This is a genomic window from Anaerospora hongkongensis, from assembly GCF_004339805.1.
Classification (GTDB): Bacteria; Bacillota; Negativicutes; order Sporomusales; family DSM-15969; genus Anaerospora; species Anaerospora hongkongensis.
The window spans coordinates 14614-31627 of the sequence record NZ_SLUI01000006.1 but is presented as its reverse complement, the minus strand read 5'-3'; the positions used below and the strand labels follow the sequence as shown (position 1 = coordinate 31627).

Here is a 17014-nt window from a genome sequence, read left to right as displayed (position 1 = left end):
GCTCTATTATACCATGTTTGTCCAGTTTTACGAGAGTCTTGGTACGGTATCTCTTACGCGCCGCCCAGTAAATGCTGCAGTTCTTGCTCATTCAGCACAGTGATGCCGAGCTGCTGCGCTTTATCCAGCTTACTGCCCGCTTCTTCTCCGGCAACTACATAATCTGTTTTTTTGCTCACCGACGACGCAACCTTGCCGCCTTTGCTTTCAATCAACGCTGCGGCATCGCTGCGGGTAAGGGTGGGCAGCGTACCGGTAAGCACGAATGTCTTGCCGCTTAAGGGCAGCCCCTCGGTAGTACGGCGTTTTTCCTCCGTCAGCTTGACACCTGCCGCCGCCAGTTTAGTAAGCAGCTGCTCCGTTTCCGGGCGGGCAAAGTATTCGACTACACTTTCGGCTATACGCGGTCCAATTTCATCCAAGGCGGTCAAGTCCTCTTCTGCGGCCTGCCGCAAAAGGTCAATATCGCCAAAATGGCGGGCTAGCGTAGCTGCCGCCTTGGCACCGACAAAACGAATTCCCAGTCCAAAGAGCAGGCGGGACAGCCCGGCCTGCTTGCTGACCGCAATGGCATTAATCAGGTTCTGAGCCGACTTTGGTCCCATCCGCTCCAGCTTGACTACTTGCTCCGCTGTAAGGGTATATAAATCAGCGGCATCGGCAATCAGTCCGGCATCTACCAGGCTGGTAACAACAGCCTGACCAAGCCCGTCGATATTCATGGCATCACGGGAAACAAAATGAATAATGCCTTCCCTAAGCTGCGCCGGACAGGCGCTGTTAATGCATTTATGGGCCGATTCACCAGGAATGCGCAGCACCAAGCTGCCACACTCCGGGCAGATCTCAGGAATGGTAAAGCTCTGTTCCTCACCGGTACGCCGGGAAAACACTACAGAAATAACCTCAGGAATAATTTCTCCGGCTTTATGAATGATGACGGTGTCACCGATTTTAATATCTTTTTCCCGGATATAGTCCTCATTGTGCAAGGTAGCCCTGCTGACCGTACTGCCAGCCAGGCGAACGGGCCGCAGTACAGCTGTAGGCGTAAGCACGCCTGTGCGGCCAACGCGGACAACGATATCTTCCACTATAGTCGTTGCCTGTTCGGCCGGGAACTTAAAGGCAATCGCCCAGCGGGGATCTTTAGCCGTTGAACCAAGCCGCCGCTGACCGGCCAGGCTATTGACTTTGATGACCAACCCATCAATATCATACGGCAGATCAACTCGTTTTTCCGCCCAGCTTTCACAGTGGTCAATAACCTCTTCAATCGTTTTAAATACCTTAAAATGGGGATTTACTTTAAAGCCCAGCTCCTGTAAAAACCGCAGGGTTTGTTCATGGGTTCCAACCGTCAGTTCTTCTCTGGCCCCCATACCATAGACAAAGATATCCAGTGTCCGCGCAGCCGTAACCTTAGGGTCCAATTGACGCAGTGATCCGGCCGCGGCATTGCGGGGATTGGCCAGGAGTGCTTCGCCGGCCTGCAATCGTTCTTCATTTAAACGGTCAAAGGCCGGGCGCGGCATATAGGCTTCGCCCCTCACTTCCATTACCGGCGGCACCTGACAATTTAAAACCAGCGGTACCGCTTTAATCGTCCGTACATTCGTGGTTACATCTTCGCCTTCCGTTCCATCTCCCCGGGTGGCAGCCCGCAGCAAGCGTCCCGCCTCATAGACGAGATTAATCGCTAAGCCGTCAATTTTTAGTTCCACCACATATTCCAGCGGCTCACCATCCAGCCCGCTTTTTACCCGCGTATCAAACGCCAGCAGATCCTCAGCGGAAAAAGCATTGGCCAGACTGAGCATGGGTACCGAGTGAGCAACCCGCTCAAAGCCTTCGGCCGGTGTTCCGCCCACCCGCTGTGTCGGTGAATCGGCAGTAATCAGATCAGGATAGGCCTGTTCCAGCTTTACCAGACGCTGATACAGCCGGTCAAATTCCGCATCGGCAATTTCAGGTGCATCCAATACATAATAACGATGGCTGTGATAGTGAAGCAGCCGCCGAAGTTCTTCCATTTCACGGACAGTTTCTTCTCTGGTGGACGGTATGGCGGTTTGCAAAATCGATCTACTCCTCTTGCTTATAATTTGGTAATGGGAGCGTATTGAACCATAACTTGCCTGATTCCCTGATTCGGGAAGGCAATTTTTAATTCCTGGCTGGCCCCTGCACCGCGTACTTCCACAACCGTGCCAACACCCCATTTGGTGTGCTGCGCCTTATCTCCCGGCCGCCAGTCGGCAGTGGCTGAAGTGCCTGCCTTAGTAAGATGGGGCTGATAGGACGGAGCGTCTTGCGCGGTCTGAACCGGTGACATACGCGGCTTTACTAATGACAGGCGGGGCTTGTCCTGCTCAATGCCCCTGCCAGAGCCGTAACTCATACGATTGGGCTGAGCATTGTATTTTTGCAGCAGAGTAAGGGGGATCTCCTCTAAAAAGCGCGATTGCGGATAAGCAACCGTATTGCCGTACAAGGTGCGCATCCGGGCATTTGATACGTATAGCTTGCGCTCGGCCCGTGTGATTCCTACATAGCAAAGACGGCGTTCTTCCTGCAGTTCTTCTTCATTCATCAGTGTCCGGCTGTGCGGAAATACGCCTTCCTCCAGTCCAGCCAAAAAGACGGTGGGAAACTCAAGGCCTTTGGCGGAATGGAGGGTCATCATGGTTACCCGTTCATCAGCCAGCTCGGCATTATCGATATCGGCAACAAGTGCCACATGATTTAAAAAGTTTTCCAGCGTATTTTCCACATCGCCGAGGGAAAATTCTTTGGCTACCGACAGCATTTCCTTCAAGTTTTCAATACGTGCCTCCGACTGAGGCGTCTGTTCATTCTCCAGCTCGGTCAAATACCCCGAATCACGCATGATTTTATCAATCAATTCCGAAACCGTCAGCGTATCCTTTGCACCAATCAGCGTAAACAACAGTGTCGCCAGGTCTTCCAGCGGCCGTTTAGCCCTGGCAGTCAGCCCCGGTACCGCATCGGGATTGGAGATGGCATCAAACAGTGTCATTCCCTGGCTGGCAGCATACTCCGTCAGGCGCCCCACTGATGTATCACCGATCCCCCGCCGGGGAACATTGATAATTCTTAGCAGGGCAACCGTATCGGCAGGATTAAACAGGACTCTGAGATAGGCCAGCATATCTTTAATTTCCTTGCGGTCGTAGAACTTCAGACCTCCAACCATAGTATAAGGAATACCTGCTTTAATAAACGCTTCCTCAATAACGCGGGACTGAGCATTCGTCCGGTACAGCGCGGCCATCGTGCCATAGGACTGACGGTAAATGGTATTTAATTTGATTACCGTATCGGCAATAAACCGGGCCTCATCCCGTTCATCCGCTGCCAGGTAATGGGTAATGATCTCGCCGCCGGCATTATCGGTCCACAAGTTTTTCGGCTTACGGCCGCTGTTATTTTCAATAACCGCATTAGCTGCGTCCAAAATAGTCTGAGTCGAGCGGTAGTTTTGTTCCAGTTTAATAATTTTCGCTTCCGGATAGTCCGCTTCAAAGTCCAGAATATTGCTGATGTCTGCTCCCCGCCAGGCGTAAATACTCTGATCGGCGTCTCCTACCACGCAAAGGTTGCGGGATTTTGCCGCCAGAATTTGAGCCAGCAGATATTGCGCATGATTAGTGTCCTGATATTCATCAATGAGTATGTATTGAAATTTATCCTGATATTTTGTCCGGACCTGTTCATTTTCCTGCAGCAGCTGAACAGACAGCATTAAAAGATCATCAAAGTCCAGTGCATTGTTCTGCCGGAGCTTTTGCTGATACAGCGTATAGATTTCAGCGACTTTAACCGTATGGAAATTATCAGCCTGCTGTTGAAACTCCCTTGCATCCAGTAAGCTGTTCTTGGCATTGGAAATTGCCGCCTGAATACTATTCGGCGGAAAATGCTTCTCATCAATATTGAGCTCTTTTAAACACATTTTAACCAGTGCCTGTGAGTCACCCGAATCATATATGGTAAAGCTGCGGCTGTAACCGCCGTAGTTTTCAATTTCAAAGCGCAGGAATTTGGCACAAAAGGCATGAAAGGTACTCAGCCAGATATCTTTGGCCTGAATCCCTACCAGTGAGTCAACCCGCTCGCGCATTTCCGCTGCCGCTTTATTCGTAAAGGTAATGGCCAGGATTTGATAAGGCGCCACTCCCTGAGCCAGTAAATGAGCAATACGGCAAGTCAACACCCGCGTTTTGCCGGAACCGGCGCCGGCCATGATTAAAAGCGGACCGTTAATATGAGTAACCGCTTCCAATTGAGCGGGATTGAGACGTTCATAAATATTTTGCATATCTTCCTCCGGTGTAAATATGTTAATTCTCTCTCAGTAAAACTGGTGGTGAATTGATATATTTTCCCCAAAAAGCGGCTATTTCCTGTTTTCCTCTGCAAAAAAATCCCTGTCATAGCAGTTACCAGGCTTTTGGAACAGCAATTTGCATAAAATTGCATGATTCAAAAACTGGGCAGGACATAATCCGGTCAACTCCTGCAGCTTCTCCAGCCGGAACACCAGGGTATTGCGATGAATAAACAGGGCCTTAGCTGCGCTGGACACATTTAAATTATGTTCGAGCAGCGTGTTAATTGTATTTTGCAGGTCATACTTCTTCCCCAGCCGTGTTGTTATTTTGGTCCGCAAATTCTGGAAAGCCAGACAGGCCGATGTCCGGGAACCTGAGGCCAGCAAATACGCGGTTAATACATCAAAATGATAGATTGTTCCTGGTACCGCATGCACGTCCGTCTGCCTGCAGGCAAATAGTGCTTCCGTATACGAGGTATACAGCTGTTCGGGTGAATTGGTTAAGCTCCCCAGCCCTAAGCTAAAACCGGCGTTGCTGTATTCCCTGTTCAGCAACGCCTGGAACTGCTGCCCCCAGTTCTGTAATACTGCCGGTTCGGCAGCTTGAGAAAAATGCTTGAAAATGATGCATTTATCCTCAGTAACAATCACTAGATCCCGTTCGTCAATCAGTTCCGATCGTTCTATACTCTGCGTCAACACGTCCCGTGCCCTGGCCATCACCAAATCATGAGTGCCATATTGGCTGCATGCCGTGTCCAGCAGGGGCCGGATATTGGCGACTGCCGCCGCACGTGGCAGCTCCAGCGTAAACCGCAGCAACTGTGCAGTACTTTTGATCTGTGCACTGCAATCCTCCCACTTTCCTGACAGCAAGAGCTGTACAAAATGCTCTTTTAACTGCAGATTGGAACGGAAGCCTTCAAGCAGGCTTTCCCGCTCAAGAATTAATTCTGTCACCATTTTTACTAGCTTTGCCGTACTGCGAACTGCTGCCGGATCACCGGAAACACCGACAACGCCCACAATCTGTTTATCAAGAATAATCGGCCAGTTGAGCCCCGGCAATGCTCCGGGAAAAAGTGCCAGTTCATCAGGATGGATTTCCACAACCTCGCCGCGGGCAATGACTTCTTTTGCGCCCTGGTGATAGGTATTAATCCTGTTTTTCTGGCCTGAGCCCATAATTAAGCCTGAGCTGTTCATAATATTGACATTTTGCTGCACAATAGGCAGGATATGGTCAACAATCTGCTGCGCCAGCTCATAGGTTATCAGCACAATATCACCTCTATTCCTAGATACAGTATACAATGAATTAAAACTTTTTGGCCTTACTTTTTAAAATTCATTATGCATTTCAACCAATTAAACTTTGCACCGCTGCATAACCATTAGTACTTTCAGATAATTGAAACATTGTATATTAGTAGGTAGAATAAAAGCAAGAGAAGTGAAAAAAGCAGGAGGCTTAAGCGATATGCGTATTGTAGTTGCTCCCGATTCGTATAAAGGCAGTTTATCGGCGCTGGACGTAACATCAGCAGTGGAACGAGGTATCCTGTCCGTATTCCCGCAAGCTGAAATTTATAAGGTGCCAATTGCCGACGGCGGTGAAGGAACAGTTGAAGCTTTAACGATGGCAACAGGCGGCCAAATCCTCAGGGAAACGGTAACAGGACCGCTGGGGGAACCGGTCGATGCCTTCTGGGGAATACTCGGCGACGGGGAGACAGCTGTAATTGAAATGGCAGCTGCCTCAGGTCTGACACTCGTGCCTGAAGCCAAACGGGACCCCCGTATTACCACGACTTTCGGCACCGGTCAATTAATTAAGGCCGCTCTTGACCGGGGACTCCGCAAAATTATTATCGGCATTGGCGGCAGTGCGACCAACGATGGCGGAGCAGGGATGATTCAGGCTTTAGGCGCCGTATTTTCTGATACTGCCGGTAGGAAATTGCCTCACGGCGGAGCTGCTCTTGCCAATTTGGCAGCTATTAATCTTTCCGGTCTGGACCGGCGGCTCGAAGAATCGCTCATCTGGGTCGCCTGTGATGTGGACAATCCTCTATGCGGCCCCAAAGGAGCCTCTGCCGTCTATGGTCCCCAAAAAGGAGCTACTCCTGAAATGATCCGGGAGCTGGATGCTGCGCTTGAAAAGTATGCGGCGATTGCTCAAGCGGCCACCGGCAAGCAGGCATCAGGCTGCCCCGGAGCAGGTGCTGCGGGCGGGCTGGGAGCAGGCTTACTGTTTTTTACCAATGCCAAGCTGAAGCCTGGCGTGGAAATTATCCTGGAAACCACCGGTTTTGCCAACATCGTAAAAAAGGCAGATCTCGTCATCACCGGTGAAGGGCGTACCGATTTTCAAACAGCTTTTGGCAAAGCACCAGTAGGAGTTGCTAAAATTGCGCAGCAGTTTCAAATTCCTACTATATGCCTGTCCGGCGGCCTCGGCAAAGATCATGAGAATGTGCTGCAGCACGGTATTGACGGATTAATGAGCATCACTCCCCAGCCTATGACGCTTGAAGAATGCATCGGGTCGGCTGATACGCTCATCGAGCAGGCAGCCGCCCGCCTCTGCCGTCTGCTGCTTATCGGCATGACAATCCAAAACCGTAAGTCTAAATAAGAAGTAGTGCTGATTCCGTTTTGTCATTTATCAAAAGAGGATGTCTCCATCGAGACATCCTCTTTTTGCGATCAGCTTACAACACCACCTGATCCTGATCATTAAACTGCCAATAGGGATTATAAGCCACTTCCCAGAGATGCTTGTCCGGATCAGCAAAGTACCCGCTATAGCCGCCCCAGAATACTTTTTGTGGCGGTTTTACAATAGAAGCGCCCGCTTTCTCCACCTTGGCAAACACCGCATTGACTTCTTCTTCACTTTTCGCATTGTAGGCCACCGTTACACCGGTAAAACCGCTCCCCTGTTCGGGCAGGCCAGCATCTTCTGCCAGCAGTTTTCTCGGATACAGAGCTAAAATCACACCTCCCATGTCAAAGAAGGTAATGGAGTCATTGCTTTCTGCCGGCTGCCAGCCCAGTCCGTCACGGTAAAACGTTAACGAAGCTGCTAAATCACGTACGCCGAGTGTGATGACATTCAATTTTTGTCTCATAACTCCTCCTAGTGGTACTCATTTTGATGTATTCCATTCCATCCTTTAGAAAAATCCCGCCTGCCTCTCTTAAGCCAAAGCGTTTGTAGAAAGCAGTCTTACTGGTGCGGGCATTGCACCAAAGCTCATCGACGCCCTTCTGTCTTGCCTGAGCAAAAACATATTGAAGCAGCTGGCTGCCGAAGCCTTGTCCCTGCAGTTCAGTTGCTGTGGCAAACTTGCGGAATTGCAGCTGCTTCCCGGTCACAAAGACAGAAACAACCGAAAGCAGTCTTTCATCTCCGTATAAGCCATAATGCGTTCCCTGTTCATCATCCGCCAGTACCACCTCACTGATATCCTTGCCCGGCCACATTACGGCCTGTCTTAACTGCCAGGTATCCTGCGCCCGTATTTCTTTTATTGACATCTGCATTTCCCACTACCCTTGCCTTTCCAGTTGTATGACTAACCTGCTCCTTTTATTATCGCATAATGCTAGCAATATTTTACAGCACATTCGATGAAAAAATTTTGCCGAAACAATGTCAAACGCGCCTCTTTTTGCATACCATACACAAAACCAATTAACATCAAACTTCTATGAGGAGGGAATACTTATGGGTTTCGGTTGTGGTAATGGGAACAATGGCAGTTGGGTTATCATCATCATTATCATTATTCTCTTATTGTGGTTCTGCCAAGACGACTGTTCTCCTAGCTGTTAAAAAAAAGACCTCTTGCCGACCTCCCTTTTGGTATAGTGCATGCAAAGAACCGCTGCTTAATAGCAGCGGTTCTTTGCTTTGCGCATACTAAGTCTCCTAAAACGGTATTCTATAGGTATCTTTAAAGAAGGAGCATACAATAATGAAGCTCATTGCAGTAGGCGATACAGCGCCAGATTTTACGATTCAAGACGACCGGGAGGACACCAGACAATTATCTGGTTATGCTGGCAAGAAAATATTACTTTCCTGGCATCCGCTGGCCTGGACACCAGTCTGCACCGATCAAATGCGTTCCCTGGAAAACAATTGGCAGGCGTTTGCTAAATTCAACACTATCCCTCTGGGCTTCAGTGTTGATGCCCAGCCTTGTAAAAAAGCCTGGCGTATGGCAATTCAACTCCAAAACGTTCACTTGCCCTCTGACTTTTGGCCACATGGTCAAATAGCTAAAAGCTATGGAATTTTTCGGGAAAAGGAAGGTTTTTCCGAGCGGGCAAATATCCTGATCAATGAGTCCGGCAAGGTAATCTGGGTTAAAGTATATCCCCTTGAGCAATTACCGGATATTAATGAGGTGCTTAACTTCCTGTCCCTCAATAGTAAATAATAGCAAAGATAAGGGACCGAACTCTCCATGAGTGCGGTCCCTCTTTTTTGCAGACAAATTAAAAGGATCTCATGCTCGGCTCCCGTTGATCGCTAAGGGTCCGGTAATAATCTTCCAGTTGAATATCCAGTGCCGCGCTGGCAGTCATAATCTCGCCGTCAACATATTGTTCATTCATCATTAAATCCTGCAATGTCTGGCGAAGAGTCGCAACTTGCTGCTTTACCTGCTGGAAACCTTCTAGTTGACTTGCTGACGCCTGTCCCTGGTTTTGCAGGCCTTGCGTAGCTGCGGCATTAGTTTGAGTACTTGAATTAGCCTGATTTACAGAAGACTGATTTGCCATTGTAGAATTTTGCATTGCCAATCCCTCCTAGTCGTATGCTTAGCAATAGCATTCCTGGAAATGGCAAATACCATGCTTCTTTTTATAGGTAAAATTTTCACAATCTGCACTACATCCCCAATAAGTCGAGTGTTTTCCGATCAGCATACCCCGTCACTTTTAAGCCCTTGTCATGCTGAAAGCGCTTAACTGCTGTCTCGGTATCCCTGTTAAAAAAGCCATCCGCCTTACTTTCCAGATAACCTAACGTTCTCAGCTTCCTTTGCAGCTGTACAACATCTGCACCAGTAGTTTCATATTTAAGCACTCGCTGAATACGGATCATCTGCCCTTCAATCCGCACCGGCGTACCTACCGGTACCCATTCGTACAATTCCTCAATGTCTTTATTGCGGAGTCGAATACAGCCCTGACTGATAAAGTGGCCAATGCTCCAGGGCCGGTTAGTACCATGTATGCCATATCCTCCCCAGGGGACATCCAGTCCCAAAAAGCGCGTACCAAAAATATCTCCCGACCGGTAGGATTTCCAAATGACCGTCCAATCGCCGATAGGTGTGGGCGTATCACTTTTGCCAACTGCAACACGGTACTTTTTGTATATCTTGCCGTCATTATAAAGTTCCAGGGTGCGATCCGCTATTTTGACGACAATCGATATACTGCCCGTCGGGGCAGTAGTCGGTTGATTAGGAAGGGCCGCCAGTTCCTTGTCATCCCAGTATTCAAAGCCGGCTATACCAATGAACAAACTGAGAATAAGTAAAGAAGCAATTGCAAAATAAGTTTTCGATCTTTGTAGGGTAATGGTATAGATTTCAATCACCTCCGCCGAACGCGAAACAGTTTCGTCACAATATATGTGGCGATTGATTAATATATCCCAGGAAATAAAGAAGAGTGTATCGCATTTGCTTTTCAAAAGCATTTGCGACACACTCTTCGATCATCCTTATAGATCGCGGGCTGCTTCGACAAGCGGCGGCACTACCTGCTTTTTGCGGGACATTACGCCCGGCAGATACAGCACGCCGTCTTTACCGTTGTCGCCAAAAGCTGCCTCCAGCAGTTTGACGGGCTGACCGGTATATAAAACGTACGTAGCTTCCTTCATGATATCCGTTATCATGAGCAAAGCCATATCATACTTTTCTTTTGCCCGCATTGCCGCAAGGTAATCTTCTATATCGGCCTGCTTTGTCAGCAGTTCATGAGCATCCATAACCGATATTTGTGAAATGGCCAGGCTGTACTCTCCGGTTTGAAACTCCTTCAAGTCGGTATGTACAATTTCGGCTGCCGACATGTTCGTAATATTGGAACCGGCTTTTAAAACAGCCATGCCATAGTGTTCCACATCCAGACCGGCGATAGCTGCTAATTTTTTGGCTACGTCCTTATCCTCCGGTGTGCAGGTTGGCGATTTAAACAACACCGTATCAGAGATAATTGCTGACAAAAGCAGCCCGGCAATTGGTTTGGGAATTTTAATATTGCGGTGCCAGTGCATGTTGGCAACAATCGTCGCCGTGCAGCCTACCGGCTCATGACGGATAAAAATAGGTTCTCCTGTCTGCAGGCCGCCCAGCCGGTGATGGTCAATAATTTCCATGATACGGGCTTCTTCAATGCCTTCCACCGCTTGGGTCCGCTCGTTGTGGTCAACCAGGATAATTTTTTCTTTTTCCGGTACGATCAGCTGGTCCCGGTTAATCAGCCCGATCAGCCTGCCATTTTCCACAACAGGATAATTGCGGTGATTGGTTTTAACGATTATCGCTTTGCAATCACTAATCAGCTCGGAAGGCTTAAAGGTAACGACTTGAGACTGCATCACCATCCGAACCGGTATGCTTTGATTAATCAGCCGCGCACACGTATAAGTATCATAAGGCGCCTGAATAATAATGGTTCCCTGGCTGCGGGCAGCTTCAATGACTGCTTCTTCCGGAACGGCTTTTCCCGTCAATACCAGGCAGGCAATCTTGCAGTTAATAGATGCAAGCTGCGCTTTATGCCGGTCACCCACCAGCACAATATCGCCTGGCTGGAATACCTTCTCCAGCGTATGAATACGGGCACCGGCGATGCGTACTTTCCCGGTAATCTTGCGCGATAAATTCTCACCTGCAATCAGCTTGCCGTCGAGAACACCCAGAATGCCGGAAAAATCAACTCCTGTTTCACGCAAATCCTGCATTTCTAATTCATCGTAATACCTCTTGGCAAGATCGCCTACCGTAACGATCCCCACCAGTGCTTTGGCCTCGTCTATAACAGGCAATGATTTCACGCTGTGCTGTTTCATCAATTGTCCCAGATCACGCAGCGTATTATCCGGCCTTAGCGTTACTGTTGTTTCCATCATAACATCCCGTACACGCGGATAAAGATCATTGATTAGAATTGGCGCCGTAACACTAAAATAGTCTAAGACATATTTTGTCTCGCCATTAATTTTTCCCGCCCTGGCAGGAATGGCATTCTCTCCCATGGCCTGCTTGAGATGAGCGTAACCAATAGCAGAGCAGATTGAATCAGTATCCGGATTGCGATGTCCAATAACATAGATCGGCTTTTCCATATAAACCCCCTTGACGCATGCAACAGATATAGCTTGTACTGTTGCCAGGCCCCATTATACCACATCAAATGAGGTCAGGAAAATGCTATGAAAAAACAAATTATCATCGCAGGTACGTCCAGTCATAAGCGGAAAATTTATCCTTTTCCAGTTCCGCTGCCCGCGCAAATTCCCAGTCGGTTAAAGCTCCGGGCACTATTTCAAGCCCTAACTCACGGCCAAACTCGACCGCCAGTGTTTGCGCTAGCAGGCCGCTGTCCGGTATATAGCCCAGCACGCGGTTGAGCGAAGTGGCTTTCGTCTGGAGAATGGCTTGACAACGTGTCCGCTCCTCTTCACTGGTAAAGGCGAGCAAGCCGACAATTTGCTCAGCCGAAAAGTCAAGCAGAATGGAACCGTGCTGCAGCAATGTCCCGTGTTTGCGAACCTGGGCACTGCCGATTAATTTTTTGCGGTCGACCGTAATTTCATAGAATGACGGTGCATCAAAGCAGGCACCGTTTTTGGGGAGCCGGCCGCTTTGCCCAAAAGCGGCCCCCGGCAGGGTCATTTCGGCATTAACCCCCAGTTTGTTCAGGCCAGCAATCAATCCCTGGCTTAAGTACCGGTAAGAACCGAGCAGGGTAGGCGGCAGTACGGAATTATCTTCCCGTACAACCGCACTGTAGGTTAGTTCCCGGTCATGCAGCACAGCACGGCCGCCGGTAGTACGCCGGATAAGATCAATCCCTTGCTCCCGGCAGGCCGCTATCTCTACTTCTTCCCTGATTTTCTGAAAGTAGCCAATACTTAAGGCCGGTGGCTGCCAGCTGTAAAAGCGCAGTGTTGGCGGAACAAGCCCGGCAGTATGAGCCTGGACAATGGCCTCGTCAATGGCCATATTCAGCGCACCATGACGGGCATTGTCAATGATCACACGCCACTTTCCGGCAATACTCATGCGTCCTTCCACCGTACAACCGGCTTGCGGGCCGCCAGCGCTTCATCCAGCCGGCTGACTACCGTCGAATGGGGTGCCATGCTGACCAGCTCAGGCTGTTCTTTTGCTTCACGTGCTATTTCCTGCATGACGGCAATAAACTCATCCATCGTTTCTTTACTCTCCGTTTCCGTCGGTTCAATCATCAATGCATCATGGACGATCAGGGGGAAATAAATAGTCGGAGGATGGTAGCCATAGTCAAGGATCCGTTTGGCAATATCCAGTGTTTTGATTCCGTTTGTTTCCCCCTTTAAACCAGCAAACACACATTCATGCATGCAGTGCCTGTCAAAAGGCAATTGATAAGAATCCTGCAGCGAACGCATGATGTAGTTGGCATTCAGCACGGCATCTTCACTCGCCTGTCGCAGCCCATTGGGCCCCAGCATGCGAATGTAGGTATAAGCCCGTACCATTACGGCAAAATTGCCATAGAAGCTATGGACCTTGCCAATAGACTCTGGCTTGTCGTATTGCAGAAAATACTGTTCGCCGTCAAAGGCAACCACCGGAACAGGCAAAAACGGCAGCAATTTGTCTTTTACGCCTACCGGACCTGAGCCGGGACCGCCGCCGCCATGCGGGGTGGAGAAGGTTTTGTGCAGATTAAAATGCACGACATCAAATCCCATGTCACCGGGGCGAGTTATGCCAAGAATCGCATTGGCATTGGCCCCGTCATAATACAATAAGCCGCCGGCCTGATGAATGATATCGGCAATTTCCCTGATCTGTGTTTCGAACAAGCCCAGTGTACTGGGGTTAGTAAGCATAAATGCAGCGGTATCCGGTCCGGCAACTGCCCTGAGCGCCTCCAGATCAACGCTGCCGTCGGGGTTGGATTTAATTTCCACTGCTTCCAGCCCGCAGACAGTGACGGTAGCCGGGTTAGTACCGTGAGCCGAATCAGGGACAATGACCTTAGTCCGGTTTTCCCCGCGGCTTTGGTGATAAGCCCTGATCAGTTTCAAGCCGGTTAGTTCGCCATGAGCGCCGGCAACCGGCTGAAGGGTGCAGCCGTCCATACCGGCAATTTCCGCCAGATAGTTTTGCAGTTCATACAGAAGCGACAAGGCTCCCTGCACGGTCTGCCCCGGCTGCAGGGGATGGATCTTACTGAAGCCCGCCAGCCTGGCCGTCTCTTCATTGATCTTCGGATTATATTTCATCGTGCAGGAGCCAAGCGGATAAAAACCATTATCGACACCGTAATTACGCCGTGAAAGACCGGTATAATGACGGACAACCGAAACTTCACTCACCTCAGGCAAATGGGGTGGGACGGTTCTGAGCAGCTGCCCGCCGATCAAAGCGTCAGCCGGCTGCTCCGGTACGTCAAGCGGGGGAAGATCGTAGCCCGTACGCCCGGGGCGGGACATTTCATAAATCACCTGTTTTCCCTGCTGTACACTGCTCATACTAATCCCTCCAATGCCGCTACAAGTTGATCAATTTCTTCCCGGGTGCGCTTTTCCGTCACGCAGAGCAGCAATTGATCAGTCCTACCCGAATCCACTGTCCCCAGATCAAGCCCGCCAATGATTCCTTTCGCCAGCAGGGCTGCATTGATATCAGCCGCCGGGCAGGGTGTCTTGATAACAAATTCATGAAAGAACGGACCATTGTACATCAGGCTGTAGCCGGGCAAAGCAGCAATCTGCTGTGCCGCATAATGCGCTTTCTGCAGGCACATGTTCGCGACGTGTCTAAGACCGTCATGTCCCATAGCCGCGATGTAAATTCCTGCCATTACGGCACACAGTCCTTCATTAGAGCAAATGTTGGAATATGCCTTTTCGCGGCGGATATGCTGTTCCCGCGCCTGCAAAGTAAGGACAAAACCTCTGCGCCCTTGGCTGTCTACCGTTTGACCGACGATACGTCCGGGCATCCGGCGCATATACTTTTCCCGAACGGCCATAAAGCCGAGATAAGGGCCACCGAAATTAAGTCCCAGTCCCAGCGGCTGTCCTTCACCGACAGCAATATCCGCACCATATTGTCCGGGCGGCTGTACAAGAGCAAGTGAAGTGGGATTAACCACGGCAACAAACAGTCCGCCATGACGGTGAACGGCTTCACTAAAGTTTGCCATATCTTCTATTATTCCGTAGAAATTAGGCGACTGGACGATAATAGCCGCAATTTCCTTATCGACTAAACCGGCAGTTTCGGGAAGCACTGTTTTGCCTTCTGCCACTGGCAGAGTTTGAATTAAAAAGCCAAAATCACGGGCATAGGTTGCGGCCACCTGCCGGTAAAAAGGATGGACAGCCTCACTAATCAGCACTTTTTTTCTGCCCGTAACACCGCAGGCCAAGTTCATTGCTTCAGCTGCCGCAGTAGCGCCATCATATAGGGAAGCATTGGAAACATCCAGCCCCGTGAGTTCACAAATAAAACTTTGGTATTCCCACAATGCCTGCAGCCCACCCTGGCTGATTTCCGGCTGGTATTGGGTATAGGCGGTATAAAATTCGGCACGGCCGGCAAGATGTGAGACGACTGCCGGAATAAAATGGTCATAGGCTCCCGCTCCCAAAAAGCAGGGGTACTCCTCAACGTTCCGGTTGCTTGCAGCCTTCTGCTGCATAATACGCATAATCTGGAGCTCACTCAGCGCTGGCGGCAGGGACAGCGGCCGGGTCAGCCGGATATCGGCAGGAATATCCGCAAAGAGTTCTTCTACAGACTGAACGCCGATTGCCTGGAGCATGGTTTGGCGGTCAGCAAGAGTATTCGGCAGATAGTGCTGACCGGCCATTTATTTCCCCCCCAGCGCCAAAGCCTGATATTGTTCAACGTCTAAAAGCTGTGTCAGTTCTTCGCTATTCTCCAACTCTAAAACAGCGATCCAGCCTTCTCCGTAAGGATCCTGATTGACCAATTCCGGCTGATCAGCCAGCTGCTCATTAATTGCCACCACAGTTCCCGTCAGCGGTGCATAAATATCCGAGACGGCCTTAACAGACTCGACTACCGACAAATTGCTGTGAATACTGATCTTTTTGCCTACCGGGGGGACTTCAATAAACACAATATCGCCTAATTCACTCTGGGCAAAAGCTGTAATGCCCACAACCGCCCGGCTGCCCTCCAGACGCACCCACTCATGATCCTTCGTATACTTCAATTCATTCGGAAAATTCATTGTAACAGCCTCCCTTTTTTATCTTTTTTTGTTATTTCGGCCGACGGTAGAACGGCTTTTTAACCACAACGGCATCGACCGCATTTCCCCGTATTTCTACGCCTACAGCGGTACCAGGCTGCACATAAGCAATATCCAGCAGGGCAAGAGCCAGATTTTTGCCTAGCGCAGGGGCAAAAGAACCACTGGTTACCGTCCCGATTACTTTGCCGTCAGCCACGCAAGGATACCCGGCCCGGGCAATACCACGTCCGGTCATTTCCAGTCCGGCTAACCGTCTGGTAACACCTTGCTGTTTTTGCGCTGTCAGCGCTTCCCAGCCAATAAAACCCTCTTTGGCAAGCTTTACGAAAATATCCAGTCCGGCTTCCAGTGGTGTAATCCGATCCGACAGCTCATGGCCGTACAGCGGCAGTGCCGCTTCAAAACGGAGAGTGTCTCTTGCCCCCAGACCGACAGGGATCAAACCATACGGTTCTCCGGCCTTGAGCAGAGCCTGCCAAAGGGCCGCAGCCGCTTCAGCCGGGCAATACACTTCAAAGCCGTCTTCACCGGTGTAGCCGGTACGGGAGATGAGACAGCTGATTCCATTTATATTCATACCTTGCCAAAACCAGTAGTATTTCAGATCTTGTAAATCGGTATCAATAAGCGTCTGCAGAATCGTGGCTGCCTTCGGCCCCTGCAGCGCCAGCTGAGCCATGGTATCCGACAGATTTTTAAGCTCTGCCTGATAACCTGCTGCCTGCTGTTTGATCCAGTCTACATCCTTGTCAATATTGCCGGCATTGATTACCAGCAGATATTCCTGTTCTCCCAGCCGGTAGATCAACAGATCATCGACAACTGTTCCATCCGGGTAGCACATCGGCGAATACATGGCCTGATTGACATTGAGCAGGCTGATATCGTTCGTAACCAGATGATTGATAAACGAGGCAGCTTCCGGACCACTAACGGCCACTTCTCCCATATGCGACACATCGAACAATCCCGCTGCCGTACGAACTGCCCGGTGCTCTTCCAGAATTCCCGAATACTGTACAGGCATCAGCCAGCCGCCAAATTCAATGACTTTGGCCCCACTCGCCAGGTGAACATCATAAAGAGGTGTTTTCTTTTCCGTCATAATGGCCTCCTTTT

15 protein-coding genes are annotated in these 17014 nt (G+C 49.9%); 2 read left to right on the top strand and 13 right to left on the bottom strand.

Annotated features, from left to right (window positions below):
- Nucleotides 1-53: 53 nt before the first annotated feature.
- From ligA to EV210_RS09765, 3 genes are all read right to left on the bottom strand, one after another.
- Nucleotides 54-2078 carry an NAD-dependent DNA ligase LigA gene (ligA, locus tag EV210_RS09775; RefSeq protein ID WP_243650499.1) on the bottom strand — a complete coding sequence of 675 codons (2025 nt, stop codon included), beginning with the start codon at nt 2076-2078 and terminating at the stop codon, nt 54-56.
- Nucleotides 2079-2098: 20 nt separating this feature from the next.
- A complete protein-coding gene (gene pcrA, locus EV210_RS09770) occupies nt 2099-4342 on the bottom strand; it encodes a DNA helicase PcrA (RefSeq protein ID WP_132079286.1) in 2244 nt (747 codons plus the stop codon).
- A gap of 78 nt (nt 4343-4420) precedes the next feature.
- Nucleotides 4421-5638, bottom strand: coding sequence for a CdaR family transcriptional regulator (locus EV210_RS09765; protein WP_165898854.1), 1218 nt, complete (start codon nt 5636-5638; stop codon nt 4421-4423).
- Between the two features lie 199 nt (nt 5639-5837).
- Here EV210_RS09765 and EV210_RS09760 point away from each other — a divergent pair, with 199 nt between their 5' ends.
- Nucleotides 5838-6995, top strand: coding sequence for a glycerate kinase (locus EV210_RS09760; RefSeq protein WP_132079281.1), 1158 nt, complete (start codon nt 5838-5840; stop codon nt 6993-6995).
- Between the two features lie 76 nt (nt 6996-7071).
- On the opposite strand, the gene EV210_RS09755 is transcribed toward EV210_RS09760, so the two are convergent.
- Nucleotides 7072-7491, bottom strand: a complete 420-nt coding sequence (locus EV210_RS09755; protein WP_132079278.1) for a VOC family protein — start codon at nt 7489-7491, stop codon at nt 7072-7074.
- A complete protein-coding gene (locus tag EV210_RS09750; protein WP_243650498.1) occupies nt 7451-7906 on the bottom strand; it encodes a GNAT family N-acetyltransferase in 456 nt (151 codons plus the stop codon). The genes EV210_RS09755 and EV210_RS09750 overlap by 41 nt, the downstream gene beginning before the upstream one ends.
- A 434-nt stretch (nt 7907-8340) precedes the next feature.
- Here EV210_RS09750 and EV210_RS09745 point away from each other — a divergent pair, with 434 nt between their 5' ends.
- The gene (locus EV210_RS09745; RefSeq protein WP_132079275.1) at nt 8341-8808 is read left to right on the top strand and encodes a redoxin domain-containing protein; all 468 of its coding nucleotides are present in this window, start codon (nt 8341-8343) and stop codon (nt 8806-8808) included.
- Between the two features lie 58 nt (nt 8809-8866).
- Here the strand turns inward: EV210_RS09745 and EV210_RS09740 are convergent, their stop codons facing one another.
- The 8 genes from EV210_RS09740 to gcvT form a co-directional block, all read right to left on the bottom strand.
- Nucleotides 8867-9169 carry a hypothetical protein gene (locus EV210_RS09740; protein ID WP_132079272.1) on the bottom strand — a complete coding sequence of 101 codons (303 nt, stop codon included), beginning with the start codon at nt 9167-9169 and terminating at the stop codon, nt 8867-8869.
- Nucleotides 9170-9263: 94 nt separating this feature from the next.
- Entirely contained in the window at nt 9264-9971 is a 708-nt protein-coding gene (locus EV210_RS09735) for a L,D-transpeptidase family protein (protein ID WP_376746801.1), read from the bottom strand.
- Nucleotides 9972-10106: 135 nt separating this feature from the next.
- The gene (locus EV210_RS09730) at nt 10107-11738 is read right to left on the bottom strand and encodes a putative manganese-dependent inorganic diphosphatase (RefSeq protein WP_132079269.1); all 1632 of its coding nucleotides are present in this window, start codon (nt 11736-11738) and stop codon (nt 10107-10109) included.
- A gap of 103 nt (nt 11739-11841) precedes the next feature.
- Nucleotides 11842-12678, bottom strand: a complete 837-nt coding sequence (locus EV210_RS09725; protein WP_132079266.1) for a lipoate--protein ligase family protein — start codon at nt 12676-12678, stop codon at nt 11842-11844.
- Nucleotides 12675-14138: an aminomethyl-transferring glycine dehydrogenase subunit GcvPB gene (gene gcvPB, locus EV210_RS09720; protein WP_132079263.1), complete on the bottom strand. Its 1464-nt coding sequence runs from the start codon at nt 14136-14138 to the stop codon at nt 12675-12677. Before gcvPB ends, EV210_RS09725 begins: the two co-directional genes overlap by 4 nt.
- Complete coding sequence (gene gcvPA / locus EV210_RS09715) at nt 14135-15484, bottom strand: aminomethyl-transferring glycine dehydrogenase subunit GcvPA (RefSeq protein WP_132079260.1); 1350 nt, start codon at nt 15482-15484, stop codon at nt 14135-14137. Before gcvPA ends, gcvPB begins: the two co-directional genes overlap by 4 nt.
- The gene (gcvH, locus tag EV210_RS09710) at nt 15485-15871 is read right to left on the bottom strand and encodes a glycine cleavage system protein GcvH (protein WP_132079257.1); all 387 of its coding nucleotides are present in this window, start codon (nt 15869-15871) and stop codon (nt 15485-15487) included.
- A gap of 31 nt (nt 15872-15902) precedes the next feature.
- On the bottom strand, nt 15903-17000 hold the full coding sequence (gene gcvT / locus EV210_RS09705; RefSeq protein ID WP_132079254.1) for a glycine cleavage system aminomethyltransferase GcvT: 1098 nt from the start codon (nt 16998-17000) through the stop codon (nt 15903-15905).
- Nucleotides 17001-17014 lie beyond the last annotated feature (14 nt).

Coding starts and splice junctions, on each gene's coding strand:
- pcrA (WP_132079286.1), bottom strand. CDS start 4,342: ATGCAAAATATTTATGAACGTCTCAATCCCGCTCAATTGGAAGCGGTT.
- EV210_RS09760 (WP_132079281.1), top strand. CDS start 5,838: ATGCGTATTGTAGTTGCTCCCGATTCGTATAAAGGCAGTTTATCGGCG.
- EV210_RS09755 (WP_132079278.1), bottom strand. CDS start 7,491: ATGAGACAAAAATTGAATGTCATCACACTCGGCGTACGTGATTTAGCA.
- EV210_RS09750 (WP_243650498.1), bottom strand. CDS start 7,906: ATGCAGATGTCAATAAAAGAAATACGGGCGCAGGATACCTGGCAGTTA.
- EV210_RS09745 (WP_132079275.1), top strand. CDS start 8,341: ATGAAGCTCATTGCAGTAGGCGATACAGCGCCAGATTTTACGATTCAA.
- EV210_RS09740 (WP_132079272.1), bottom strand. CDS start 9,169: ATGCAAAATTCTACAATGGCAAATCAGTCTTCTGTAAATCAGGCTAAT.
- EV210_RS09730 (WP_132079269.1), bottom strand. CDS start 11,738: ATGGAAAAGCCGATCTATGTTATTGGACATCGCAATCCGGATACTGAT.
- EV210_RS09725 (WP_132079266.1), bottom strand. CDS start 12,678: ATGAGTATTGCCGGAAAGTGGCGTGTGATCATTGACAATGCCCGTCAT.
- gcvPB (WP_132079263.1), bottom strand. CDS start 14,138: ATGAGCAGTGTACAGCAGGGAAAACAGGTGATTTATGAAATGTCCCGC.
- gcvPA (WP_132079260.1), bottom strand. CDS start 15,484: ATGGCCGGTCAGCACTATCTGCCGAATACTCTTGCTGACCGCCAAACC.
- gcvH (WP_132079257.1), bottom strand. CDS start 15,871: ATGAATTTTCCGAATGAATTGAAGTATACGAAGGATCATGAGTGGGTG.
- gcvT (WP_132079254.1), bottom strand. CDS start 17,000: ATGACGGAAAAGAAAACACCTCTTTATGATGTTCACCTGGCGAGTGGG.